This window comes from Amycolatopsis sp. NPDC114504, from assembly GCF_055633595.1.
The window spans coordinates 747,743-769,485 of sequence record NZ_JBVKDU010000001.1 but is presented as its reverse complement, the minus strand read 5'-3'; the positions used below and the strand labels follow the sequence as shown (position 1 = coordinate 769,485).

Here is a 21,743-nt window from a genome sequence, read left to right as displayed (position 1 = left end):
TCGGCGGTTTCTAGCGGTCGTTGCAACGCTGCTGCTGGTGGGTGGTGCTGAGCAAGCGTGTCATGCGTTCAGCCGGACTGTCCCAGCCGAGAGTCATCCGGGGACGGTCGTTGAGTTCAACCGTGACGGCATCGAGGCGTCCGGCGGTGTGCATGGCGAGGTCGGTGCCTTTGGGGAAGTACTGGCGTAGCAGACCGTTGGTGTTCTCGTTGGATCCGCGTTGCCAGGGTGCGTGCGGGTCGCAGAAGTAGACCGGCATGGTCGTGGCCTGGGTGAACTGGCTGTGCAGGTGCATCTCGCTGCCCTGATCCCAGGTCAGCGACCGCCGCAGTTGCTCGGGCAGCGTGGCGATCTTGGCGATGAGGGCGTCGCGGACCAGGGTCGGGGTGTAGCCCTCGGGCAGGTGCAGCAGCATCACGTAGCGGGTGTTGCGTTCCACCAGAGTGCCGATCGCGGACCGGTTGTGGGCGCCCATGATCAGGTCGCCTTCCCAGTGCCCGGGCACCGCCCGATCCGTGACCTCCGCGGGCCGGTCGCTGATCAGCACCATCGGGGTGGCCATTCGCGGCCTGCGCTGATCCGGGCGGGCATGCGGGCGCCGCTGGATGCGGCCGGTGCGTAGCCAGCCAGCGACTTCGCGCCGCAGCCCGCCCCTGGCCTGCATATACAAGGCTTGGTAGATCGTTTCGCAGGTCACATGCCACTCCGGCCGGTCGGGATGGTCACGGCGGAGCCGGCGGGTGATCTGCTGCGGACTCCATCGCTGATCCAGCCCATCCTGGATGATGGCCCGCAATGCCGGGTCCGCGGTCAGTTTGCTGACCTTCGGGCGGGTCCGCCGCGCGGTGGCCAGCTCGTGGGCGGTGTGGGGCTGATAGGTGCCATCGGGCTGCTGGTTGCGCTCCAGCTCCCGGCTGATCGTCGAGACCGGCCGGGCCAGCTCGGTCGCGATCGCCCGCAGCGAGATCCCGGGCTGGCGGAGGCGGTCGGCGATCCGGATCCGCTCGTCCAAGCTCAAGAACCGCGAGGACACCTCGGTCGGCGTCGTCGCGGCCTGGGCGGCCTCGGCGCGCCAGCGTTTCGCGGTCCGGTAGTTGATCCCGACCTGCCGGGCCGCTTCCCTGCTGCCTGTTCCTGCGTCCTCCAGGGCAAAGTAGGTCACCCGTTCGATGGTTAACGCTTGGCCACGCCGATCAGGTCTACATGCGGCGCTGCTCAAGGCCCGGTCTCGATCGTGTCTGGACATGAGGCAACTCCTGAACACTCAGGTGTTGCAACCACCCCTAGAAACCGCCTTCCCAAGGGGGGCGTGCCCTGCTCCAGTCTACCGGCGCACACCGACAACGCGGCCGGAAAGCTCTTGCGGCGGCGGGTTTGTGCACAACACGCCCGCCCTGTGGAAAGCTGCGGAGTCGGCCGCGCTGCCGCTGAGCCGCGTCGGGTGTGGCGTGAGCGCGTGTCGCGTGGCGCTAGCCGGTCGCGCAGGTTGGCTAGCCGTGGAGTTGGCCTTGCTGCTGCTGTCCCGTGTCAGGTGTGGCGTGAGCGCATGTCGTGTGGCGTCAGCCGGTCGCGCAGGTCGGCTAGCCGCGGAGTCGGCCGCGCCCGCCACTGAGCCGCGTCAGGTGCGGCGTGAGCGCATGTCCCGCGGCGCCAACCGGTCGCGCAGGTCGGCCAGCAGTTCCGTGTTCGCCGACACCGCGCCCGGGTCGCGCTTCGCCACCGCCAGCAGCAGGCAGTCCAGCACCAGCGTCGTGCTGAGCCCCTCCTGCGTCAGCCCCGTCGACGACCGCACGGCCGGCAGCGTCACGTCGACCTGACTGTCCAAAGTGGCCCCCAGCGAGTCCGTCAGCAGCAGGACCCCCGCGCCGGACGCGCGCGCGTGGCGGAGTGCCGTCGTCATGTCCGGGAGCAGGCGCTCGGGGGCGTTCAGCACGAACACGTCGCCCGGCTCCAGTGGCAGCAGCTCGTCCGCGAGCCGGAACCCCGTCGCCGACGTGCTGCGTGCCCGGCGGCCGAGGCGCTGGAGCCGTGTCGCGAGGTAGCGCATGGGGAGCTCCGCGATGCCGAGGCCGTACGCGAGCACCTCACGCGCGCCGGAAAGCAGGTCGACGGCCCGGGTGAAAGCGGGCTCGGTGAGCAGCCGGCGGGTCTCCGTCAGGCGGTCGACGGACTCCGCGAGCAGCTGGTCGAGCTGGGAGGCGGTGTCGTCGCCGGCCTCCTCGACGCGGTGCCGCAGACGGGTGGCGGGCGTGTCGGACACGACGTGCCGGCCCACCGCGCGCTTGAGCTCGGGCAGGCCCGAGTAGCCGAGGGACTTGACCGTGCGGATGACGGTGGCGTCGCTGGTGCCGCTCAGCTCGCCGAGCTCCCCGGCGGTCGACAGCACGATCATCCCGGGGTGCTTCCACAGGTACTCGGCCACCCGCCGCTCGGCGGCCGACAGCCCGCCGATCCGCTGCCCGATCCGCTCGGCCAGCGGGCCCCGACCTTCTTCCTGACCACTCACCCCGGAAGCGTACCCACGACCCCGTGCTCGAGCAGACTCCTGCCGCAGTCCACGACGCTCGTCCGCGCCGGCCGCGGGGTCCACCCCAGCGCCGAACGGGCCTTCTCGATGCTGTGCCGGTTGCGCCGCTCCAAGCCCGGCATGATCTCGCGAAGCGAACGTCGAACAGCGCCGCCGCCCGCACGGCGATGTCCGGCAGTTGCCGCTTCGGGACCTTCCGGGCGGCGTCGCCCAGACCCGCCAGCAGGCGCGCGATGATCCGCGTCGAGCCCAGCGTGTCCGCGGACAGGATCGGGCCGAACACCGCGCCGGGCAGGACCGTCGTCAGCGTCATCGGCCCGTCGAGTGCGACCATGAACTCCCACGCCGCAAGCTCGGCGGCAGTCTTCGAGCGGCGGTACGCGGGCAGGCCGGGGGCGTTGAGGTCCGTCCACAGTGTCTCGTGGAGCACGTACGCGCAGCCGTCGTCGGACATCAGGTCCGCGACCGCGAACTCGAGGGTGCCGGCCCGCGAGCCGAGCGGCCGCCGGACCCGCTCGCCCCGGCTCGCGTCACGGACCGTGGGGCGCACGTCGTAGCCGTCGTCCAGCAGCCGCGCGACGCACAGCCCGCGACGTAGCCCGTGCCCGCCTGTGACCCGATCGTGCGCCGTCACGAGAAGATCGCCCGCGAGCTCGACGCCCTGGCGCCGACGGTCGGCCGGCAGGCCGCGTACTGGGCTGATCAGCGACCTCGGCGTGGTCAACCGCCGGCTGGACCACCTGAGCCAGGACGACCTGCGCGCGACCCTGCTCCGGCTGTGCCGGTCCGCGGTCCTCGACGCCGGCTGAGCGCTACCACGGCACGGGCTCGCCGTGCCGGTCCAGGAACCGCAGGCCGGGCGTGCCGGCCTGGGCTTCGAGGACGTCGACGACCGCCGGGACGCTCTCTTCGGGCGCGAGTGGCGCGTCGGGGCCGCCGAGGCGCGTCCGGTTGTGGCCGGGGTCGATGAGCAGCTTGGTCCGCCCGTCGCCGGCGGTCCGCGTCGCGTAGCTGCGCATCAGCTGGTTGAGTGCGGCCTTGCTGGCCTTGTACAGCTCGTAGCCGTCCTCGGTGTTGAGCGAGACGCTGCCCTGCTCGGACGACATGACCGCGACGGTGCCGCCGGGCACCACGAGGTCGCCGAGGGCCTCGACGGTCCGCAGCGGGCTCAGCGCGTTGGTGACCATGACCTCGGTGAACACCTCGACCGGGACGTCGCCGATCGGCGCGTTCCCGCGGTCGATCGCGGCGTTGACGAAGAGCAGGTCGAGCCGGCGCCCCGCCAGGCGCTCGCGCAACGCGGCCAGCTCGCCGGCGCTCGTCATCTCCAACGGCTCGATCTCGAGCCGGCCGCCGGAAGCGAGGGCGCGCAGGTCGGCGCTGTCGCGGCGGGTGGTGGCGATGACGTGGCGGCCGCGGCGCACGAGCTCGGCGGCGAGGACGAGCCCCAGGCCCCGGGAGGCGCCGACGACGAGGGCTTGGTTGGGGGACACGGGTACTCCTTCGGTGGGTCGGAACCCCGAGACTAGACGCGACGTTGCGTCTAGACAAGACGTTGCGTCTCGACAGAGGCGCTATCGTGTCCGCATGACCGACCGCCCCCGCTCCGGCAACCGGCGCGACGAGGCCGCGCGCCTGGCCGTGCTGCACGCCGCCGACGACCTGCTCGTCGAGCACGGCTTCGCCGCCCTGACCGTCGAGGCGATCGCGCGCCGGGCCGGCGTCGCGAAGCAGACGATCTACCGCTGGTGGCCGTCCAAGGTCGAGATCCTCCTCGACACGCTGATCGAGGACAGCGCCAAGCGCTTCCCGGTCCCGGCCGACAAGCCCACGGCGGACGGCATCCGCGGCTACCTGCGGGCGTTCGCGCGGTTCCTCACCCGCGACCCGGCGGGCAAGGTCCTGCTCACACTGCTCGCCCAGGCGCAGCACGACCCCGCCACGGCCCGGAGCTTCCACGAGCGCTACCTCGGTCCGCGCCGCGACGAGGAACGCGCCCTGCTCACCCGCGCGATCGACGCGGGGGAGATCTCACCGGGGCTCGGGCCGGACGCCGCCCTGGACGCACTGGTCGGCCCGATCGTCTACTGCGCCCTGACCGGCGCGAGCATCCCCCGCGGCATGGTGAGCACGCTCGTCGAGGACGTCCTCAAGCCTCGCGCGAGCTGACGCCGTCCGGGCACGGCCCGAAGAACAGGCACTCGACGAGCGCTCGCGGGTCCAGCTCCCGGGCCCGTGGCTCCCAGACGTCGAGTTCCGCGGCGATCCGCTCGACGTCGACGTGCCGCTCGTCCGTGTCGTGCTCGGGACAGCCGTTGCGGAGCACGTTCCCGGCCGGGAGGAGCGCGACCACGGCGGCGCCTTCGCCGTCGAGCGTGAAGTAGCACTGCAGCCGCGACGGCGTCGCGGAGCCGATCGCGTTGAGGTGCCGGCCGCCGAACGTGGCCGGGTAGTGCCAGCCGGCTTCCGGGTCGTCGGGGAACGCCGGGTCGCCGGGGTCGCGTTCGCCGTCGAGGGACCAGCCGCGCGCGCTGAGGAGCTCGTGCAGGTCGGTCGGCGAGGGGGTCATCGGAGTCCTTTCGGGGCGCTGCGGCGGTCCCCCCAGTGTCGTCCCTGTCTTGTTGCCACGAACGGGTGACCAGCCGTCCGGGAACCGAGACGGGACCCGGCCGTGAGTCTCGGTACCCGGACGTAGCGTCGGGGGACCGGTGCCGAGGACGAGGAGCGGGGTGCATGCGCGCGGAGCCCGAGGCCGCCGAGGAGGTCGTCCTGTCGACCGGCCGCCGCGCGTGGACGGTCGGCGTGATGTGCACGGCGGTCGGCCTGGTGATCGCCATGGTGACGATCGTGAACGCGGCGTTGCCCGCGCTGGCCGCCGACACCGGCGCGAGCCAGGCCGGGCAGACCTGGATCGTCGACGTCTACACGCTGGTGCTGGCCGCGCTGGTGCTGCCGGCCGGCGCGCTGGGCGACCGGTACGGGCGCCGCGGGGTGCTCGTCCTCGGCTTGCTGGTGTTCTCCGCCGGCTGCGCCGCGCCGGTGTTCCTCGGCACGGCGTCGTGGATCATCGCGGCCCGGGCCGTCACCGGGCTCGGCGCGGCGATGATCATGCCGGCCACGCTGTCGATCATCACCGCGAGCTTCCCGCCGGGACGCCGCGGTCGCGCGGTCGGGATCTGGGCCGCGGTGGCCGGCGTCGGCGGGCTCGGCGGGCTGGTGCTCGCCGGGGTGCTGCTGCGGAGCTTTTCGTGGCATTCGGTGTTCCTCGGGCCGGCGGTGCTGTCGGTGGTCCTGGTGGCCGCGAGCCTGACGGTGCCGACGTCGCGCGACCGCCGTCCCCACGGGTTCGACGTCGTCGGCGCGGTACTGAGCGCCTCGGCGATCGGCGCGGTGGTGTTCGGCATCCTGCGCGTCGCCGATCTGGGCTGGGGCAACGGAACCGTGCTCGGCTCGATCGCGGGTGGGCTGGTGCTGGGCGCGCTGTTCGCCGGGTACGAGCTGCGGCGCGCGTCCCCGCTCCTGGACGTCCGCCTGTTCGGCGACGCGGCTTTCGCGGCCGGCTCGGTCTCGGTGACCGTGCAGTTCACCGCGGCGTTCGGGATGTTCTACGCGCTGGCCCAGTACCTCCAGCTGGTGCGGGGGTATTCGGCGCTGGCGTCGGGGCTGGCGCTGTGGCCGGTCGCGGTGACGCTGTTCCCGCTGTCGCTGGCTTCGGCGCCGCTGGTCCGCCGGTTCGGGCTGCGGGCGGTGACGTGCACCGGGCTCGCCGTCGTCGTCCTCGGGATGGTCCTCATCGGACAGTTGGACGCGGGAAGTGACTACGCCGCCTTGGCGATCGCGGTGTGCGTCCTCGGCGCGGGGATCGGGGTGACGGCCCCGGCGGCGACGAGCGCGATCCTCGACAACGTGCCGCCGTCGCATTACGGCGTGGCCTCGGCGGTCAACGACGCGACGCGCGAAGTCGGGGCGGCACTGGGGATCGCGCTCGTGGGCAGCGTCCTTTCCGCCGGCTACACGGATGCGGTCCGCCCGGCGACGGCGGCGCTGGCACCGCCCGCGCGCGAGGTGGCGGAAGGCTCGCTGGCGGGTGCGCTCGCGGTCGCGACGGGCCCGGCGGGGGAGCGCCTGGCGGCGTCCGCGCGCGCGGCTTTCGCGCACGGCATGGGGATCAGCATGCTGGCACTGGCGGCCGTCGTGGTGGCCGGCGCCGCCGCGGCGGCGGTACTGCTGCGCCGCTAGGCGTGTATCTGGGAGCGGCCGCCGGTCCCTTGGTCTTCAGTACAACCACGATTGTCCTGGAGGGACCATGACCCAGCTCCACATCAAGACCCTGAAGTGCGTCAAGAAGGACGACGTGATCGGGAAGGACGACGTCGTCGTGCAGATGAACGGCGTCACCGTCTCGGGCCCGCACAAGCTGGGCAAGGGAGACGACGTCACGCTCAACACGCTGCGCGCGTTCACGAGCTCGGTGAAGGTGACGCTGATCGACGAGGACAGCGGCAAGGACGACAACCTCGGCACGGTGACGATCACGGACACGCAGGCGGGAATCGGGACGCTGACGGCGTTCTTCAACGCCTTGAAGGGCGCGGACTACCACCTGACGTACGACGTGCACAGCAGCTGAGCCGGGGCGCCGGTCCGGCTGCGGACCCGGCGCGCCACAGCCCGTTCACGGCCGTCGACGTCAGCAGGGATCGCCCGGCTCGATCAGGGTCGGCGCCCGGCGGGTTCGGCCGTCCACGACGCCAGGATCCGCAGTGCTTCGTGGGCGGGCGAGCCCGGCTCCGCCGTCAGGACCATCAGCCGCTGGCCGCTGCCGTCCGGGCTTTCCCACATGTCGCAGTCCAGCGTCAGGTCGCCGACCACCGGATGGCGGTACCGCTTGACGCCGTAACCCGCGCTCGTCACGTGGTGGGCCGCCCACCACGTGCGGAACTCCGGGTGGTGCACCGCGAGCTCGCCGACGAGGTCGGCCAGCTCCGGCGCGTCCGGGTCGCGCGCGGCCTCCAGGTGCAACGCCGCCACCGCCGTGCGGGCCGCTTCTTCCCAGTCGGTGTGGAGGGCGCGCACCTGCGGGTCGGCGAAGAGCAGGTACACGTAGTTGCGGCGGTTCGCCGGATAGCGGGCGAAGTCGGTGAACAGCGCGGCCGCCGACTCGTTCCACGCGAGCACGTCGAGGCGGTGACCCAGCACGATCGCGGGTGTCTCCGCCAGCCGGTCGAGAAGCCTTTTCATGGCGGGGCGCAGCTTTTCACCCGCCCGGCGCCGCGGCCGGCGGAAGGGCTTGCCGGCCAGTTCGTACACATAGGACTGTTGATCGTCGCTCAGCCGGAGCGCGCGGGCGAGCGTGGCGAGGACCGACGAAGAGGCCTGCACGCGTCCCTGTTCGAGCCGCGTCAGGTAGTCGACGCTGATCGCGGCGAGCTGCGCGACTTCCTCCCGGCGGAGTCCGGCCACCCGCCGCGGCGCGGCCGCGTCCGGCAGGCCGACGTCGTGCGGGGTCAGCTGGGACCGGCGTGCCTTGAGGAAGTCGCCGAGCTCCTTGGGCCGGCCGGTGGGCTCCATACCCCCGATTGTCCCCCGGCCGCACCGGCCGTGGGTGGGCGAGTTCCTTCCCCCGGTCGACCGCGTAGTTCGGCCGCTTGCTCCCGCAGCGCGCTGACCACGGCGGTGGCGCCCGCCGAGCGGCCCGGCCGCGTAACGACCACCGCGGACCGCCCGCGCCCCCCGCTCAGCCGCGTAGCTCGGCCGCTTGCTCCCGCAGCGCGTCGACCACGGCGGTGGCACCCGCCGAGCGACCCGGGCGGGTGATGACCACTGCGGACCGCCCGCGCCCCCGCTCAGCTGCGTAGCTCGGCCGCTTGCTCCCGCAGCGCGTCGACCACGGCGGTGGCGCCCGCCGAGCGGCCCGGCCGCGTAACGACCACCGCCGACCGCCCGCGCCACGCCGGGTCCTCGACGGACACGACCGCGACCCCCGCGGGCACAGACGCGGCCGCCACGCCCGGCAGCAGCGTGATGCCCAGCCCGGCCGCCACCATGCCCAGCCGCGTGGTCCAGCTGCGGACCGCGTGACCGACGCGAGGCTCGTCCAGGGTCGGCCACGCGCCGAACTGCGGCTCTCCGCGTCCGCCGCGGCCCGCGATCCACGTCTCGTCGCGCAGGTCGGTGACGTCCACCCGGCGCCGGTGGGCGAGCCGGTGCCCGGCCGGGACCGCGACGCGCAGGTCGTCCTCGGTCAGGACGTCCTGGTGCAGGCCGGCGAGGTCGTAGCCGGGCAGCCCGGCGCCGACGCCGATCACCACGACCTCCGTGCGCCCGCCGCGGAGCCGGGCGAGCAGCGCCGGGGTCGCCCCCTCCTCGAGCGTGACGGCCAGCCCGGGATGGCGGGTCCGCAGGACGGCGAGCGCCCGGGGGACCAGGACCGCCGCCGCGGCCGGGAAGGCGCCGATCGACAGGCGCCCCGCCAGCCGGTCGGCCAGGCCGGCCAGCTCCTGCTCCGCGGTGTCGACGACCGCCAGCGCGGTGGTGGCGTGCCGGGCCAGGAGCGCCCCGGCCGGGCTCGGCCGCACCCCGCGGGCGTGCCGCTCGAACAACGCCGTGCCCGCGGCGGCTTCCATCATCGCCACCTGCCGCGAGATGGCGGACTGCGTGTACCCCAGGGAGGCGGCCGCCGCGGTGAACGAACCCGTGGCCGCCACCTCGCGGATCACCCGCAGGCCGGTCAGCGTCACTTCTGCCATGCCGTCAGCCTAGCCATGCGCAATGCGCACAGCAGATGTGCGAAGACATCGCTGGTGCTCATGGCTGGACGGGCTCACCATGGAAGCATGATTTGGTTCATCACAGGATCCTCGAAGGGCTTCGGCCGCCACTGGGCCGAAGCCGCCCTCGACCGCGGCGACCGGGTCGCCGCGACCGCCCGCAACCCCGCCGACCTGGCCGATCTCGCCGAGCGCTACGGCGACGCCGTGCTGCCGCTGCGGCTGGACGTCACCGACCGCGAAGCCGCGTTCGCCGCAGTCCAGCGCGCCGCGGACCACTTCGGCGGACTGGACGTCGTGGTCAACAACGCCGGCTACGGCCACTTCGGCCGCGTCGAAGAGCTGAGCGAAGACGACGTCCGCGCCCAGCTGGAGACGAACTTCTTCGGCGCGCTCTGGGTCACGCAGGCGGCGCTGCCGATCCTGCGGGCGCGGCGCCGCGGGCACATCATCCAGGTCACCAGCGAGGGCGGCGTCGTCGCGTTCCCCGGCATCGGCGCCTACCACGCGTCGAAGTGGGCGCTGGAAGGGCTTTCCCAGTCCCTGGCCCAGGAAGTCGCGGAGTTCGGCATCCACGTCACCAACCTGGAGCCGGGCCCCTACGCGACGGACTGGCTCGGCGTCGGCTCGCGCCGGAGCACGGCCAACCCGGACTACCCGGCCGTCGAAGAAGGCCAGTGGGACGTCGGCGACCCGTACGCGACCCGGGCGGCCGTCCTCGAGCTCGTCGACGCCGCCGACCCGCCGCTGCGGATGTTCCTCGGCAAGTCCCTGCCGGCGGTCACCGAGGAGTACCAGGACCGGTTGAAGACGTGGGAAGACTGGCAGGACGTGGCGGTGCGGGCGTTCGGCTGAGGCCCGCGTGCGGGTCGTCCGCGGGCACCCACCCGGTGTCGAGGTCCAGCGGGCCGACGTCCCGGGCCAGCGCCGCGATCGTCGCCAGGACCGGGGCGCGGGTTTCGTCGCGGCGGGACACCAGCGACCACGTCCACAGCGGCGCCGGGCCGGTCACCGCCCGGCGCGCGAGGTCCGGCGGCACCGGCGTCGTCTGGCCCTTGGGGGAGTTGAGCACCGGGCGCCGCAGCCGGCGGACGTGGTCGAAGAACGCCGGGCCGGTGACGCCGCCGTCGTGGGTGGGCACGACCTGGGCGCCGGTGACCCGCGCGAACTCCTCGGCGTAGTCGTTCCAGGAGGCCCAGCTGGCGGTGTCGGCGTCGACGAGCACGACGACGTCCTTCGCCGCCACCTCGGCGCCGCCGGTGCCGATCGCGTGGAGGCGGTCGGCGCCGAGCAGGCGGGCTTCGAGGTCGTGCTCGGCCAGGTCGGCGGCCCGCGCCCAGCAGATCGCCAGGTCGATGCTCTGGTCGGCGACCCGCCGCAGCTGGGCGTGCGAGGGCAGCACCCACGTGTCGACGTGCAGGTGCGCGACGCCCGCGACGCGGTCGAGCAGGTCGGCGGGGTGCCAGTTGACGTACCCCAGCCGCACTGGCTCGCGCGCGGCGATCCCCGCGGCCGAGCGGCGCAGCTCGTCCGCCTGCTCCAGCAGCGCGAGCACCCGCGGCAGCAGCGACTCGCCGCACTCGGTGAGCGTCACCGAGCGGCGGTCGCGGTCGAAGAGCCGGACGCCGAGGTCGCGTTCGAGCGCCTTGATCTGCTGGGACAGCGAAGGTCCGGCGATGCGCAACCGCTCCGCGGCCCGGCCGAAGTTCAGTTCTGTGGCGACCGCCACGAAGTACCGAAGCTGGCGTAGCTCCATACGGGCAGCTTAGTGCGGTGGGAGCCGGGGCCTCCCAGCTGTGAGCGAACCGGTCGTGGCGCACCGGTTCACACCCGGCACATCCTCGGCTCAGGAAGTCCACTCACCAGGAGGAACCATGAACACGCAGAAGGTCGCGGTCGTCACCGGCGCTTCCCAGGGCATCGGCGCGGCCGTGGTCGAGGCGTACCGCAAGCTCGGTTACGCCGTCGTCGCGAACTCGCGCTCGATCACCCCGTCGGGCGACGCCGGGATCCTGGCCGTCCCGGGCGACATCGCCGACCCGGCCGTCGGCGCCCGCGTGATCGACCAGGCACTCGCGACGTTCGGCCGCGTGGACGCGCTGGTCAACAACGCCGGCGTCTTCATCGCGAAGCCGTTCACCGAGTACACGGCGGCCGACTTCGACCTCGTGACCGGCGTCAACCAGCGCGGCTTCTTCGAGGTGACCCAGCGCGCGATCGCCGCGATGCTGGAGGTCGGCGGCGGGCACGTCGTCACCATCACGACCAGCCTGACCGACCACGCGAACAGCGCGGTGCCGTCGGCGCTGGCGTCGCTGACCAAGGGCGGCCTGAACGCGGTCACGAAGTCCCTCGCCATCGAGTACGCGACGCGCGGGATCCGCGTGAACGCGGTGTCGCCGGGCATCATCCGCACCCCGATGCACCCGGCGTCGACGCACGACGCGCTCGCGGGCCTGCACCCGGTCGGGCGGATGGGCGACACGAGCGACATCGTCGACGCGATCGTGTACCTGGAGGGCGCGCCGTTCGTGACCGGCGAGATCCTGCACGTCGACGGCGGCCAGAGCGCGGGACACTGACGTCATGAGCATCCTGACCGGAGTCTTGGACGCCTGGAAGTCGGCGGTCGACGCGCACGACCCGAAGCGGGTGGCGGAGAACTTCACCGAAGACGCGATCTTCCAGGGCCTCCACCCGTACACGGTGGGCCGCGACGGCGTGGCGGCGTACTATGACTCCCAGCCGCTCGGCATGATCGCGGAGTACCGGATCGTGGAGACCCGCACCTTGGCCGACGACGTGGTGCTCGGGTACGCGAGCGTCGACTTCACCTTCCCGGACCGGCCGACGATCTCGGTGCAGCTCGGCGTGATCGTCCGCCGGGCCGGGGAGAAGTGGCTGATCGCGCACTACCAGGTATCGCGGCTCTGACGGTCACACGGTGAGGACGACCTTGCCCCGGAGGTGACCGCCGTCGAGGAGCCGGTGGGCGTCGGCGACGCGCTCGAACGGGAACGTCTCCTGCACGTGGACCCGGAGCCTGCCCCGCTCGACGAGGTCGACGAGCCCGCGCAGCGCGATCGGATCCGGGTCGACCGCGATGCCGCTGAAGCGCAGGCCGGCTGCCTCGAACTTGGCGATGAGCGCCGAGTCCTCCTCGGCGACCGCCGTCACCAGGTGGCCGCCGGGGCGGAGCACCGCGAGCGAGCGCTCGGCGGTGTCGCCGCCGATCGTGTCGAGCACGACGTCGACGTCGCGGACCACCTCGGCGAAGTCGACCGTCGTGTAGTCGATCACCTCGTCGGCGCCGAACCCCGCGACGAACTCCCGGATGCTCCCGGCGGCGGTCGTGATCACGTGCGCGCCGCGGGATTTCGCGATCTGGATGGCGACGTGGCCGACCCCGCCGCCACCGCCGTGGACCAGGACGCGGTCGCCCGCGCTGACGCCGCCGAGGTCGACGAGGCCCTGCCACGCCGTCAGCCCGACGATCGGCAACGCCGAAGCCTCGACGTGCGAGAGTGACGCCGGCTTGCGCGCCAGGTGCAATGCCGGCGCCGCCACGAATTCGGCGTATGCGTTGGCCGCCTGCGGGAACAGCGGCATCCCGAACACCTCGTCGCCGGGCCGGAACCGCCAGGTCTGCGGCGCGTCCTCGACGACGCCGCTGATGTCCCAGCCGAGGGTGAACGGCGGCGGGCCGAGCAGCGGGAACTCGCCGGCGCGCAGGCGCGCTTCGAGGGGGTTCAGCCCGATCGCCTTGACGCGGACGAGGACTTCGGTCGGCCGGGCGCGCGGCTCCGGCGCGTCCACGACGGTGAGGACGTCGGGGCCGCCGAGCGTGTGCTGGGTGATGGTTCGCATACCTCGACGATGATCGTCACGGCGCGGGCGTACCACCGGTGTCGCGCCAGGAAACGCCGGAAACCCGCCAAAACTTGGTTAGGGTGGGTGGCGTGACCGAACGTGTTCAGGAGTTTTCGGGCGCCTGCGGGCCCCTGGTCCACGGCGAGGAGGTCGCCCCGCACTGCCACGATTTCGGACAGCTCAGGTACGCAGCGTCCGGAGCGCTGGTCACCAAGACCCAGGTCGGCACGTGGGTGGCGCCGGCGAGCCGCATCACATGGGTGCCCCCGTTTTACGTCCACAGCAGCCGTTCCCACGGCGAGACCGACATCCGCCTGCTCCGGGTCCCGGCGGCCTCGGCCGAGCGGCTGCCGTCGGAGCCCTCGGTGTTCGTGGCGAGTGCGCTGATGCGGGAGGCTTACCTGGCGTTGCTCGGCGACGACGACCCCGCTCGTGTCTGTCTGCTGCTCGAGGTCGTCATCTCGGAGCTTTCCCGCGCCTCGCGGGAACCCTTGCGCCTTCCGGAGCCGGGGGACCCGCGCCTCAAGGCCGTCACCGATGTGCTGCATGCTGACCCGGCCAGCCCGGCGACGTTGGCGGAACTGGGGCACCGGACGGGGTCGAGCGAGCGAACCCTCAGCCGGTTGTTCGGCAGCGAGCTGTCGATGAGCTTCCACCAGTGGCGCACGCTGCTGCGGATCCAGCGGGCGTTGCTCGAACTCGGCGACGGAGCGTCGGTCACGGACACGGCGATTCGGCTGGGTTGGGCGAATCCGACCAGTTTCATCGAAGCGTTCACGGATCTGGTCGGGCAGACTCCGGGCCGGTACCGCTCCGCGGTGGCTCAGAAGCCGGAGGGATGAACGGAGAGCCAGCCGGTGTGACGGCGTTTCGGGGCGTCGGGGCGGCGGCGCGGAGCAGGTCGTCCACGAGACCGGGCCCCCAAAGCCTGCGGCTGGCGTACAGGTGGATGTAGGTGAGGAAGTCCGGGTCGGTTTCGACCTCGTCGCTTGTCGTACTCGGCGTCGACGTCGGGATAGCGCTTGGATTCGGGCAGGCTGTGGAAACGCACCCACCGGTCGTTGCCGGCACAACTCCGGATAAACCCTTCGCGCCGCAGCGGCGTGTAACTCCGAGCGGGATCTTCCCGCCTCCGGACGAAGGGGAGTCGTGTCGATGTTCTCCAGTTTCAGACAACCCATATTCATCGCGGCGGCATGCTCGGCCGCCCTGCTCGCGGGCGCGCTGCCCGCCGTCGCCGCGACCGCGGAACCGAACGTTCACGTCGTTTCCACCCGGTTCGACAAGCTCACCTACCACGCCGGTGACACCGCCACGGTCACCTACAAGTTCGCGAACTGGGGCTCGGTCGACGCCGTCAAGGTCGTCAACGACAGTGGCGGGAACGGCGACTCGTGGGAGCTGGAGATCACCGACTGGGCCGGCGTCGGCCACGACCAGGAGGGGATCACCATCCCCGCGGGTCAGACGGTCAGCGTCGTCCTGCGCGGCATTGTGCCCGCCGGCTCCGCGAACGTCGGCCGGGTGACGATCGCCGATGGCTTCACCGCTCAGAACGGCGACACCGACCCGCGGGACAACATCGGCGTCGCCCGGGCGTCCGTGCCCGGACTGACCGGCGAGTCGGAAGGAGCCGGCTACTACGACAAGAACGAAAACCAGCGCAAGGACCCGGGCGAGGGGCTCAAGGGCATCAAGATCACCATGGTCGGGCTGTACGACATCGAGCGCCGGGCCACCACCTACACCGACCGCAACGGCGATTTCCGGTTCACCGGGCTGCCGGTCGGCGAGTACGAGGTCCGCGTGACACCGCCGGCGGGCTGGTGGCTGACCTCCGGGGGCAACGTCGGGACCACCGAGGTCAGCGCCAACGGGCTCCTCTACCTCGACTGCGAAGTCGAGCCCCAGCCCTGAAAAACGGGCCGTCTCCCTCGGTTCGGGGGAGACGGCCCGGGAGCCTAACCGCGAGCAGCGGCCACCCCTGCCACCGCAGACTGATCGGCCGGCGGCATCAGCTTCGGGTACTCCTTCTGGAACTTCTCGATCATCGTCGCGGTCGGGACGATCCGGTTCGGGTTGCCCTGGCTCGTCGCCTGCTTCTCGCCCCAAGCTCCGGCGGCCTTGCGCTGGTCGGGGGTGCCGTGGCTGTGGAAGCAGTCGCCGATGGACGCGTCGAGGTAGGTGACCTCCTGCTGGGTGCGGGCGTTCCACGCGAAGCCCTTGGCGTGCGCGACGAAGTAGCCGCCGTAGGCGTCGGGGCCCATCTCGGACGACTCGTTGCGCGGGTAGTTCTCGTGGGCGAAGTCGACCTGGTGGCCGTACTCGTGGCCGACCACGGACTCCACCGAGACGTCGTCGAAGCCGAGGGCGTTCACCGTGTCGAGGAGGCCGTCGCCGAGGGCCACGCGCTTGCCGCCCAGGCTGTCGGCCGGGGCGGAGAACGCGTTCAACGTCAGCAGCGGGTGGCGGCCGCCCTGCAGCGCCGGCACTTCGTAGAGCACCTTGGTCGCCAGCGCGGCGGCGGCCTTCACCTTCGCCGGTGCGAGGCCGAGGCTGAAGGTCTGCGCCATCTTCGCCTGGCTGCCCAGATCGGTGCCCTTCCAGGCGACGAGCTGGATGTTCCAGCTCTCGATGTCCCAGAAGCCGCGCAGCTTGTCGATGGTTTCGGTGGCACGCGGGGTGTACTGGCCGTCGGTGCCGAAGACCTGCGGGGTCTTGTCGGACGCGACGCCCTGGACGTACAGCTGGCTGAGCCCCGACAGCGCGTCGAACGCCTGGTTCTCGAGCGGCGTGAGCTGGGCCGCGAGCTTGTTCGCATACGTCAGCAGCGAACCCTCGGTGCAGCCCGGGATCGGGCCCTGCGCGGCCCGGCTCTGCGGGCCGATGTGCGGGATCGGCGACTCGATGAGCCGGTCGACACTGCGCAGCGCGTCCGCGGGCAGGCCGTTGTAGAGATCGGTGACGTCCTGGTACAGCTGCGCGACGTCCTGCTCGACGGTGGATGGCGCCGCCGCGGCCGCGGGAACGGCCGTGGCGAGCGCGAGTGCCGCCGCGGTGCCCGCCGCAGCGAGCGTTCTGCCGAGAAGTCTGGTCCGGTCGGGCAAGGTGGTTCCCCTCTTCGGTTCCGGTTCAAGATCACCAAGCACCGCCACATTAGGACGGTGATCGACAGCGGAAGCGGAGCCGAAGCGAGAACCCCGAAATGGCCCACGTCTTTCGGAGGGTTTTTGCGGACCGACATCGGCCGAAAGTACTACTTCGGTGCCTGGAAGCCGCCGATTTCCTGCTCCAGCAGTTCGGCCAGCCGCAGCGGAGTGCGGTCCTCGAACTGCGGACCGATCAGCTGCACCCCCACCGGCAGGCCTTCGGGGGAGCGGCCCGCCGGGATGGCGGTGGCGGGCAGGCCCGGCATGGTCGCCACACCGGCCCAGACGAGCTGGTCGAAGTACGGGTACTCGGCGCCGTCGATGTCGATGCGCCGCTCCAGGGGATTGGGGTGGTGGTCGTGCGGGAACGCGGGTGTCGGCGTGATCGGGCACACCACCGCGTCGAACTCGGTGAACAGCTGCCGCCAGCCGTGGCGGTGGACTTCACGGCGGTTGTTCGCCGCCATCCAGTCCGCGTGGCTGAACAGCATGGCGCGCAGCCGCACGGCGTCGAGACTGTCGTCCGCGCCCATTCCGGCGACGCGGGCGCGCAATTGCTCGATCGAATCGACGGGGAAACGCGCGGTGGAGCTCGAAATCAGCAGCTGCATGTAGAGCGTCGCGGCTTCGGACAGATCGGGCATTGACGGACTGTGCCGTTCGACGCGGGCGCCGCCGTCGGCGAGCGCGCCGGCCACCCGGTTCACGCCCGCGCGCACGGCGGACGCGGTCGGAATGAGCGGGTGCTCGTCGAGGACCAGGACCCGGAAGTCGCCGAGCCGCCCGTGGCGCGCGGGCGGCAGCGTCACGTCGTACGCCTTGCCGAGCGTCAGCGGGTCCGGTCCGGCCATGACGTCGAGCAGGAGCGTGAGGTCGCGGGCGCTGCGCGCCATCGGGCCGACGACGGCGAGGTCGAGGTCGACGGGCAAGGCCGGCTCGGACGGCGGGACCATGCCGCGGTTCGCCGCCAGCCCGAGCGTCGGCTTGTGGGCGTAGATGCCGCAGAAGTGCGCGGGGGTGCGCAGCGAACCGGCGATGTCGGAGCCGATGGACAGCGCGCCGAACCCGGACGCCAGTGCCGCCGCCGACCCGCCGGAGGACCCGCCCGGCGTGCGGCCGTGATCCCAGGGGTTGTTGGTGGTGCCGTAGATCTCGTTGAAGCTCTGGATGTCCTGCAGTCCCAGCGGCACGTTGGTCTTGCCGAGCACCACCGCGCCCGCGGTCTTGAGCCGCGACACCTGCACCGCGTCCTCGGCCGGCCTGAAGTTCCGGTGCGGCGGCATGCCCCAGGTCGTGGGGAGCCCGGCGACGTCGTAGGACTCCTTGACCGTCACCGGAATACCGAGCAGCGGCCGGTCCTCACCGCGGGCGCGCGCCTCGTCGGCACGGCGTGCGGCAGCCCGCGCACGGTCGAAGTCCGGCACACAGATCGCGTTGATCGCCTTGTCGTCCCGCTCGATGCGATCGATCGCCTCGTCGGTCAGGTCCACCGAGGTCACTTCACCGGCCCGCAAGGCGGCCGCGAGTTCTTCGGCCGTCCGAAAGTTCCACTCCATGAATTCGACACTATGGGCCCCTCCGGTGAGCCACAAAATGCGATTTCGTGCAACGGGCCGGAGGGAAACGGTAGAATCGGCCGATGTCGAGCGAGCGCAAACCGCGCTACCGCACCTGGATCCGCAGCACCCGGCTCGCCGTGTTCGCGGCGCTGAGCGGCGCCGTACTGCGGGTCCGGCGGCCGGGTGGTGGGTACGTCTTCTTGGATTTCTTCGGCGACCCGGCTTTCTACCCTTCGCTCGACGACGTCCGGGACGCGGTCGGCCGGGCCGGAGCCGCGATCGCGGAGTTCGGCAGCCTGGCCGACGCCGTGCCCCTGCCGTTCCCGCTGCGGCATCCGAAGGTGCTCGGGCACGCGATGCTGATCACGGGCACGAAGGCCGGCGTTCCCGGGTAGGCTGCCGCCGGCAACGGTGAGGGGGAAACGTCGATGTCGAGATTCGTCAGACCCGTGCTGTGGAGCTTCGGGCTGCTCGCCGCCGGTGGGCTCGTGTTCTGGCTGGTGCTGGCGATGAACATCCCGTACCGGAGCACGGCCACGCCGAAGACCACGTTCACGGAGCCGCCACCGGTGGTGGTGACTCCGCCGGTGGCGGTTCCGCGGGCGGACGAGTCCGCGTGGGTCACCGACATCCGGCCGGGCCCGGACGACCACAGTGCGGTGCTGCACGTCGACCTGCCCGGCTGTGCCGTCGGCCCGCACGCCCAGGTCACCGAGACCGCGGACAGGATCGACGCCGGCGTCGTGTTCCAGACCAAGGACGGCGCGGACTGCCGGCGGGTCCCGGCCGACTTCCCGATGAAGACGGCAGCCCCGATCGGCAAGCGGCCGGTGGTCGTCAACGCGGGCGACGCCTGGCATCCGGCCCCCGGCGGCTGGAAGCAGTGCGACAAGATGCTCGGGTGCGAACCGCCCGCCGACCACTGCGACAGGGCGTGGGTCGCGCTGGCGGAGTTCAGCGCGGAGGCGGAGTACCCGGGCACGACCCGGGCGTGCGACCAGAACTGGCTGATCCACGACCTGCAGCGGCACGCGGGTCAGTCCCCGAACCGCGTCGCCTACCGCTGGGCGGGGAACGGCTGGGCGAGCTTCGCCTCGGCCAAGGGCGGCGGCTGCGGCGAAATCCTGGCCGTGGAGCCGAAATTTCCCCCTGCTCTTTGCCAGAACCTCACGCCTTCTTCGTGAGAACCCTTGTGCCGGTTGCGGTTGCCGACCGTCGTCGAGCACTCCGCGCGTGGCCCTCCCGGCCGGGAGGATACGATCTCGGCAATGCCAGGGTCGTAGCGCAGAGGCAGGCGCCCCGGACTGCGGATCCGGTGCACGCCGGTTCGAATCCGGCCGCCCTGGCAGGCCCGGTCCTGGTGCGCGGAGCAGGTGCGCCGCCCTCCCGAGGCGAATCCGGCCGGAACCGCAGGAGGGAACCCGCATGGTCAGCGAAGCCGAGCTGGCGGCGTTCCACGAGACCGTCGCGCGGCTGCGGGCGTTGCCGGTGGACGATCCGGTGCGGTTGAAGGCCGAGCGGGTGGCGGAGTCGTTCGCCCGCGAGGGGCGGCAGCGCCGCAAGAAGGTGCGTACGTCGGAACGCGCCGAAGCGGACGCGGCGATCGACGCCGCCACCGCGACGGGTGCCCTGGACCGGCGGGAGGATGCGCCGCTGCGACCGGACCCGGAGGCGGTGGCACGCCCGTTGGCCGGGACGAGACGCTGTTACGTCTGCAAGGAGCCCTACCGGCTCGTGGACGCGTTCTACCACCGGCTCTGCCCGCCCTGCGCACGGGAGAACGCCGAGCGCCGCACTGCGAGCACGGACCTGACCGGGCGCCGCGCGCTGCTCACCGGAGGGCGGGTGAAGATCGGTTTCCAGCTCGCGCTCATGCTGCTCCGGGACGGGGCCGAGCTGCTGGTCACGACCCGCTTCCCGGGCGACGCCCAGCGTCGCTTCGAGGCGGTGCCGGGCAGCGCGCGGTGGCTGGACCGGCTGACGCTGCTCGGCATCGACCTGCGTGATCCACGCCAGGTACTCGGCCTGGCCGAGTCACTGCGCGCGGACGGCAGGCCGCTCGACATCCTGGTCAACAACGCCGCCCAGACCGTCCGGCGGCCACCCGAGTCGTACGCGGCGCTGATCGGCGGCGAGACCGGCGCGCTGCCGTCGAACGCCCTGCTGGCCCCGGGGTTCAGCCCCATGCTCGCGTTGGGGCAGAGCACGGGCGCACTGGCCCTCGCCGAGCTCGACGAGGCGGGGCTGCTGCCGGACACCTCGCCGGTCAACTCCTGGTCGGTCCGCGTCGGCGAGCTCGACGCGGCGGAGGTGCTGGAGACGCAGCTGGTCAACGCGCTCGCGCCGACCCTGCTGTGCGACCGGCTGCTGCCGCTGCTGCTGGCCTCGCCGCACCCGCGGCGGTACGTCGTCAACGTGACCGCCGTCGAGGGCCGGTTCGCCGTGCGGAACAAGACTGCCGGCCATCCGCACACGAACATGGCCAAGGCGGCGCTCAACATGCTGACCCGCACCAGTGGTCCCGAACTCGCGGAGCGGGGCGTCTACATGTGCTCGGTCGACACCGGCTGGATCACCGACGAGAACCCGATGCCGAAGAAGGACCGGCTGGCCGGGGACGGCTTCCGCACCCCGCTGGACGTCGTGGACGGCGCGGCGAGGGTGTACGACCCGATCGTGCGGGGCGAGCGGGGCACGCCGAGCGCGGGGGTGTTCCTGAAGGACTACCGGGAGGCGGCGTGGTGAGCAGGCTCGAACCCCTCCTGGCGTGGCTGCGCACCGGAACGGCCACCGCCGAACGGCGGGACTTCCCGACCGGCACGGCGCTTCCCGACGGCCGGCTCGACCTGTGCAAGTCCGCTCTCGGCCCGGCGGGCGCGGCCTTGGTGACGGAAGCGCTGCGTCCCGGCGTGATCAAGCACCTCCTGCTCGGCACCGACGGACTCGGCGACGGCGCGGCCGAGGTCGCCGGGCAGGCCGTCGAGCGCGAGGTGGAGACCCTCTACCTCGGCTGCAACGGCATCACCGCGGGCGCCGTGTGCCGGATCGCGGACAGCCTGCGGATGTCGCCGCAGGCCGGCACGGTGACCGGGGTCTGGCTCAAGCGCAACCCGATCGGCGACGGGGACGCGGCGGCCGCGATCGTCGAGTCCGCGCGGTCGTTGCGCACCCTCGATCTGGTCCAGACCGGCCTCGACGCCACCGGTGTGGCGACGCTGGTGGCGGCGATCCTCGCCGCGGCCGGGGCCGGCCGGCGCATCGAGCGGCTCTACGTGGGCGGCAACCCGCTCGGCCCGGCCGGCGCGACACACCTGGCGGCAGTGCTGGCCGCCGGCGCGGTGAGCGAGCTGTACGTGTCCGCGGCCCGGCTCGGCGACGAGGGCGCGCACACCATCGCCGAGGCGCTCGAGTCCGGGAACGTGCGCCGGATCTCCCTGGCCAGCAACGGAATCGGGCCGGCGGCGGCGGCCAGGCTGGTGATCGCGGCGGCCCGTGCCGGGGCGGAGGTGTGCGATCTCGGGCGCGTCAAGGCCGCGAGAGTCCTCGACGCCCCGGACAACCGGCTGGACGAGGCGGCCACCGCGGCCATCGCCGACGCGCTCGCGGAACGGCCGCATCGCCTGCGTTACCTCGTGCTGAGCAACACCGGGCTCGGCAGCCGAGCCGCCCACCGGCTGCTGGACGGCACCCGGCGAGCGGTCACCCCCACCCGGTTCGTGCTGGGCAAGGGGATCGCCACCAGCATCAGGCGCGGACTGGACGCGGCGAGTGCCGGGATCCCCGAGCGGCCCCCGGTGCCGGCCGATGTGGCGGCCGTGCGCAGCGTGCACCGAAGATCTAGTGTCGCGCGTCGTTAATTAGTTTACGG

General features: G+C 72.2%; 22 protein-coding genes and 1 tRNA gene. 13 read left to right on the top strand and 10 right to left on the bottom strand.

All coding sequences use genetic code 11. The annotated features are described in order from the left end of the window. Nucleotides 1-10 precede the first annotated feature (10 nt). The 3 genes from ACZ7PG_RS03695 to ACZ7PG_RS03685 form a co-directional block, all read right to left on the bottom strand. Nucleotides 11-1,246 (bottom strand): IS30 family transposase, encoded by a 1,236-nt coding sequence (locus tag ACZ7PG_RS03695; protein ID WP_470237538.1) that lies wholly within the window; start codon nt 1,244-1,246, stop codon nt 11-13. A gap of 372 nt (nt 1,247-1,618) precedes the next feature. After that, the gene (locus ACZ7PG_RS03690; protein WP_470237537.1) at nt 1,619-2,506 is read right to left on the bottom strand and encodes a MurR/RpiR family transcriptional regulator; all 888 of its coding nucleotides are present in this window, start codon (nt 2,504-2,506) and stop codon (nt 1,619-1,621) included. Nucleotides 2,507-3,339: 833 nt separating this feature from the next. Next, nucleotides 3,340-4,020 (bottom strand): SDR family NAD(P)-dependent oxidoreductase, encoded by a 681-nt coding sequence (locus ACZ7PG_RS03685; RefSeq protein WP_470237536.1) that lies wholly within the window; start codon nt 4,018-4,020, stop codon nt 3,340-3,342. A gap of 94 nt (nt 4,021-4,114) precedes the next feature. On the opposite strand from ACZ7PG_RS03685, the gene ACZ7PG_RS03680 reads away from it, so the two are divergent. After that, nucleotides 4,115-4,696, top strand: a complete 582-nt coding sequence (locus ACZ7PG_RS03680) for a TetR/AcrR family transcriptional regulator (protein WP_470237535.1) — start codon at nt 4,115-4,117, stop codon at nt 4,694-4,696. On the opposite strand, the gene ACZ7PG_RS03675 is transcribed toward ACZ7PG_RS03680, so the two are convergent. Then, entirely contained in the window at nt 4,677-5,096 is a 420-nt protein-coding gene (locus ACZ7PG_RS03675; RefSeq protein ID WP_470237534.1) for a hypothetical protein, read from the bottom strand. The two genes, ACZ7PG_RS03680 and ACZ7PG_RS03675, sit on opposite strands and share 20 nt — an antisense overlap. Nucleotides 5,097-5,260: 164 nt before the next feature. Here ACZ7PG_RS03675 and ACZ7PG_RS03670 point away from each other — a divergent pair, with 164 nt between their 5' ends. Together ACZ7PG_RS03670 and ACZ7PG_RS03665 are read left to right on the top strand one after the other, a co-directional pair. Then, nucleotides 5,261-6,766 carry an MFS transporter gene (locus ACZ7PG_RS03670; RefSeq protein ID WP_470237533.1) on the top strand — a complete coding sequence of 502 codons (1,506 nt, stop codon included), beginning with the start codon at nt 5,261-5,263 and terminating at the stop codon, nt 6,764-6,766. A 67-nt stretch (nt 6,767-6,833) separates the two neighbouring features. Further along, complete coding sequence (locus ACZ7PG_RS03665) at nt 6,834-7,157, top strand: hypothetical protein (protein WP_470237532.1); 324 nt, start codon at nt 6,834-6,836, stop codon at nt 7,155-7,157. Nucleotides 7,158-7,240: 83 nt separating this feature from the next. Here ACZ7PG_RS03665 and ACZ7PG_RS03660 read toward each other — a convergent pair whose 3' ends face one another. Further along, complete coding sequence (locus ACZ7PG_RS03660) at nt 7,241-8,098, bottom strand: helix-turn-helix domain-containing protein (protein WP_470237531.1); 858 nt, start codon at nt 8,096-8,098, stop codon at nt 7,241-7,243. A 275-nt stretch (nt 8,099-8,373) separates the two neighbouring features. Then, on the bottom strand, nt 8,374-9,276 hold the full coding sequence (locus ACZ7PG_RS03655) for a LysR family transcriptional regulator (RefSeq protein ID WP_470237530.1): 903 nt from the start codon (nt 9,274-9,276) through the stop codon (nt 8,374-8,376). A gap of 87 nt (nt 9,277-9,363) precedes the next feature. Between ACZ7PG_RS03655 and ACZ7PG_RS03650 the strand changes: the two genes are divergently transcribed. Beyond that, nucleotides 9,364-10,152, top strand: coding sequence for an SDR family NAD(P)-dependent oxidoreductase (locus ACZ7PG_RS03650; RefSeq protein WP_470237529.1), 789 nt, complete (start codon nt 9,364-9,366; stop codon nt 10,150-10,152). Here ACZ7PG_RS03650 and ACZ7PG_RS03645 read toward each other — a convergent pair. Beyond that, a complete protein-coding gene (locus tag ACZ7PG_RS03645) occupies nt 10,079-11,053 on the bottom strand; it encodes a LysR family transcriptional regulator (protein ID WP_470237528.1) in 975 nt (324 codons plus the stop codon). The genes ACZ7PG_RS03650 and ACZ7PG_RS03645 overlap by 74 nt on opposite strands. 118 nt (nt 11,054-11,171) lie before the next feature. Here ACZ7PG_RS03645 and ACZ7PG_RS03640 point away from each other — a divergent pair, with 118 nt between their 5' ends. Beyond that, nucleotides 11,172-11,879, top strand: coding sequence for an SDR family NAD(P)-dependent oxidoreductase (locus ACZ7PG_RS03640; RefSeq protein ID WP_470237527.1), 708 nt, complete (start codon nt 11,172-11,174; stop codon nt 11,877-11,879). A 4-nt stretch (nt 11,880-11,883) separates the two neighbouring features. Next, on the top strand, nt 11,884-12,231 hold the full coding sequence (locus tag ACZ7PG_RS03635; protein WP_470237526.1) for a YybH family protein: 348 nt from the start codon (nt 11,884-11,886) through the stop codon (nt 12,229-12,231). A 3-nt stretch (nt 12,232-12,234) separates the two neighbouring features. Here the strand turns inward: ACZ7PG_RS03635 and ACZ7PG_RS03630 are convergent, their stop codons facing one another. Beyond that, the gene (locus ACZ7PG_RS03630; RefSeq protein WP_470237525.1) at nt 12,235-13,164 is read right to left on the bottom strand and encodes an NADP-dependent oxidoreductase; all 930 of its coding nucleotides are present in this window, start codon (nt 13,162-13,164) and stop codon (nt 12,235-12,237) included. 92 nt (nt 13,165-13,256) lie between these two features. Between ACZ7PG_RS03630 and ACZ7PG_RS03625 the strand changes: the two genes are divergently transcribed. Together ACZ7PG_RS03625 and ACZ7PG_RS03620 are read left to right on the top strand one after the other, a co-directional pair. Further along, nucleotides 13,257-14,009, top strand: a complete 753-nt coding sequence (locus ACZ7PG_RS03625; RefSeq protein WP_470237524.1) for a helix-turn-helix transcriptional regulator — start codon at nt 13,257-13,259, stop codon at nt 14,007-14,009. A 313-nt stretch (nt 14,010-14,322) separates the two neighbouring features. Then, complete coding sequence (locus ACZ7PG_RS03620) at nt 14,323-15,084, top strand: SdrD B-like domain-containing protein (RefSeq protein WP_470237523.1); 762 nt, start codon at nt 14,323-14,325, stop codon at nt 15,082-15,084. A 44-nt stretch (nt 15,085-15,128) separates the two neighbouring features. Here the strand turns inward: ACZ7PG_RS03620 and ACZ7PG_RS03615 are convergent, their stop codons facing one another. After that, nucleotides 15,129-16,274 carry a hypothetical protein gene (locus tag ACZ7PG_RS03615; protein WP_470237522.1) on the bottom strand — a complete coding sequence of 382 codons (1,146 nt, stop codon included), beginning with the start codon at nt 16,272-16,274 and terminating at the stop codon, nt 15,129-15,131. Nucleotides 16,275-16,423: 149 nt separating this feature from the next. Next, nucleotides 16,424-17,872, bottom strand: coding sequence for an amidase (locus ACZ7PG_RS03610; RefSeq protein ID WP_470237521.1), 1,449 nt, complete (start codon nt 17,870-17,872; stop codon nt 16,424-16,426). An 83-nt stretch (nt 17,873-17,955) separates the two neighbouring features. On the opposite strand from ACZ7PG_RS03610, the gene ACZ7PG_RS03605 reads away from it, so the two are divergent. The 5 genes from ACZ7PG_RS03605 to ACZ7PG_RS03585 all read left to right on the top strand — a co-directional run bounded on the left by ACZ7PG_RS03605 (nt 17,956) and on the right by ACZ7PG_RS03585 (nt 21,732). After that, nucleotides 17,956-18,270: a hypothetical protein gene (locus tag ACZ7PG_RS03605; RefSeq protein WP_470237520.1), complete on the top strand. Its 315-nt coding sequence runs from the start codon at nt 17,956-17,958 to the stop codon at nt 18,268-18,270. A gap of 33 nt (nt 18,271-18,303) precedes the next feature. Beyond that, on the top strand, nt 18,304-19,059 hold the full coding sequence (locus tag ACZ7PG_RS03600) for a hypothetical protein (RefSeq protein WP_470237519.1): 756 nt from the start codon (nt 18,304-18,306) through the stop codon (nt 19,057-19,059). A gap of 86 nt (nt 19,060-19,145) precedes the next feature. After that, a tRNA-Arg gene (locus ACZ7PG_RS03595) sits at nt 19,146-19,223 on the top strand. Nucleotides 19,224-19,300: 77 nt separating this feature from the next. After that, on the top strand, nt 19,301-20,620 hold the full coding sequence (locus ACZ7PG_RS03590) for an SDR family NAD(P)-dependent oxidoreductase (protein ID WP_470237518.1): 1,320 nt from the start codon (nt 19,301-19,303) through the stop codon (nt 20,618-20,620). After that, nucleotides 20,617-21,732 (top strand): leucine-rich repeat domain-containing protein, encoded by a 1,116-nt coding sequence (locus tag ACZ7PG_RS03585; RefSeq protein ID WP_470237517.1) that lies wholly within the window; start codon nt 20,617-20,619, stop codon nt 21,730-21,732. The genes ACZ7PG_RS03590 and ACZ7PG_RS03585 overlap by 4 nt, the downstream gene beginning before the upstream one ends. Nucleotides 21,733-21,743 lie beyond the last annotated feature (11 nt).

What these genes read in the sequence shown, in the direction of transcription:
- ACZ7PG_RS03695 (WP_470237538.1), bottom strand. Translation starts at nt 1,246, where the DNA reads ATGTCCAGACACGATCGAGACCGGGCCTTGAGCAGCGCCGCATGTAGA.
- ACZ7PG_RS03680 (WP_470237535.1), top strand. Translation starts at nt 4,115, where the DNA reads ATGACCGACCGCCCCCGCTCCGGCAACCGGCGCGACGAGGCCGCGCGC.
- ACZ7PG_RS03675 (WP_470237534.1), bottom strand. Translation starts at nt 5,096, where the DNA reads ATGACCCCCTCGCCGACCGACCTGCACGAGCTCCTCAGCGCGCGCGGC.
- ACZ7PG_RS03670 (WP_470237533.1), top strand. Translation starts at nt 5,261, where the DNA reads ATGCGCGCGGAGCCCGAGGCCGCCGAGGAGGTCGTCCTGTCGACCGGC.
- ACZ7PG_RS03665 (WP_470237532.1), top strand. Translation starts at nt 6,834, where the DNA reads ATGACCCAGCTCCACATCAAGACCCTGAAGTGCGTCAAGAAGGACGAC.
- ACZ7PG_RS03660 (WP_470237531.1), bottom strand. Translation starts at nt 8,098, where the DNA reads ATGGAGCCCACCGGCCGGCCCAAGGAGCTCGGCGACTTCCTCAAGGCA.
- ACZ7PG_RS03655 (WP_470237530.1), bottom strand. Translation starts at nt 9,276, where the DNA reads ATGGCAGAAGTGACGCTGACCGGCCTGCGGGTGATCCGCGAGGTGGCG.
- ACZ7PG_RS03650 (WP_470237529.1), top strand. Translation starts at nt 9,364, where the DNA reads ATGATTTGGTTCATCACAGGATCCTCGAAGGGCTTCGGCCGCCACTGG.
- ACZ7PG_RS03645 (WP_470237528.1), bottom strand. Translation starts at nt 11,053, where the DNA reads ATGGAGCTACGCCAGCTTCGGTACTTCGTGGCGGTCGCCACAGAACTG.
- ACZ7PG_RS03640 (WP_470237527.1), top strand. Translation starts at nt 11,172, where the DNA reads ATGAACACGCAGAAGGTCGCGGTCGTCACCGGCGCTTCCCAGGGCATC.
- ACZ7PG_RS03635 (WP_470237526.1), top strand. Translation starts at nt 11,884, where the DNA reads ATGAGCATCCTGACCGGAGTCTTGGACGCCTGGAAGTCGGCGGTCGAC.
- ACZ7PG_RS03630 (WP_470237525.1), bottom strand. Translation starts at nt 13,164, where the DNA reads ATGCGAACCATCACCCAGCACACGCTCGGCGGCCCCGACGTCCTCACC.
- ACZ7PG_RS03620 (WP_470237523.1), top strand. Translation starts at nt 14,323, where the DNA reads ATGTTCTCCAGTTTCAGACAACCCATATTCATCGCGGCGGCATGCTCG.
- ACZ7PG_RS03610 (WP_470237521.1), bottom strand. Translation starts at nt 17,872, where the DNA reads ATGGAGTGGAACTTTCGGACGGCCGAAGAACTCGCGGCCGCCTTGCGG.
- ACZ7PG_RS03605 (WP_470237520.1), top strand. Translation starts at nt 17,956, where the DNA reads ATGTCGAGCGAGCGCAAACCGCGCTACCGCACCTGGATCCGCAGCACC.
- ACZ7PG_RS03600 (WP_470237519.1), top strand. Translation starts at nt 18,304, where the DNA reads ATGTCGAGATTCGTCAGACCCGTGCTGTGGAGCTTCGGGCTGCTCGCC.
- ACZ7PG_RS03590 (WP_470237518.1), top strand. Translation starts at nt 19,301, where the DNA reads ATGGTCAGCGAAGCCGAGCTGGCGGCGTTCCACGAGACCGTCGCGCGG.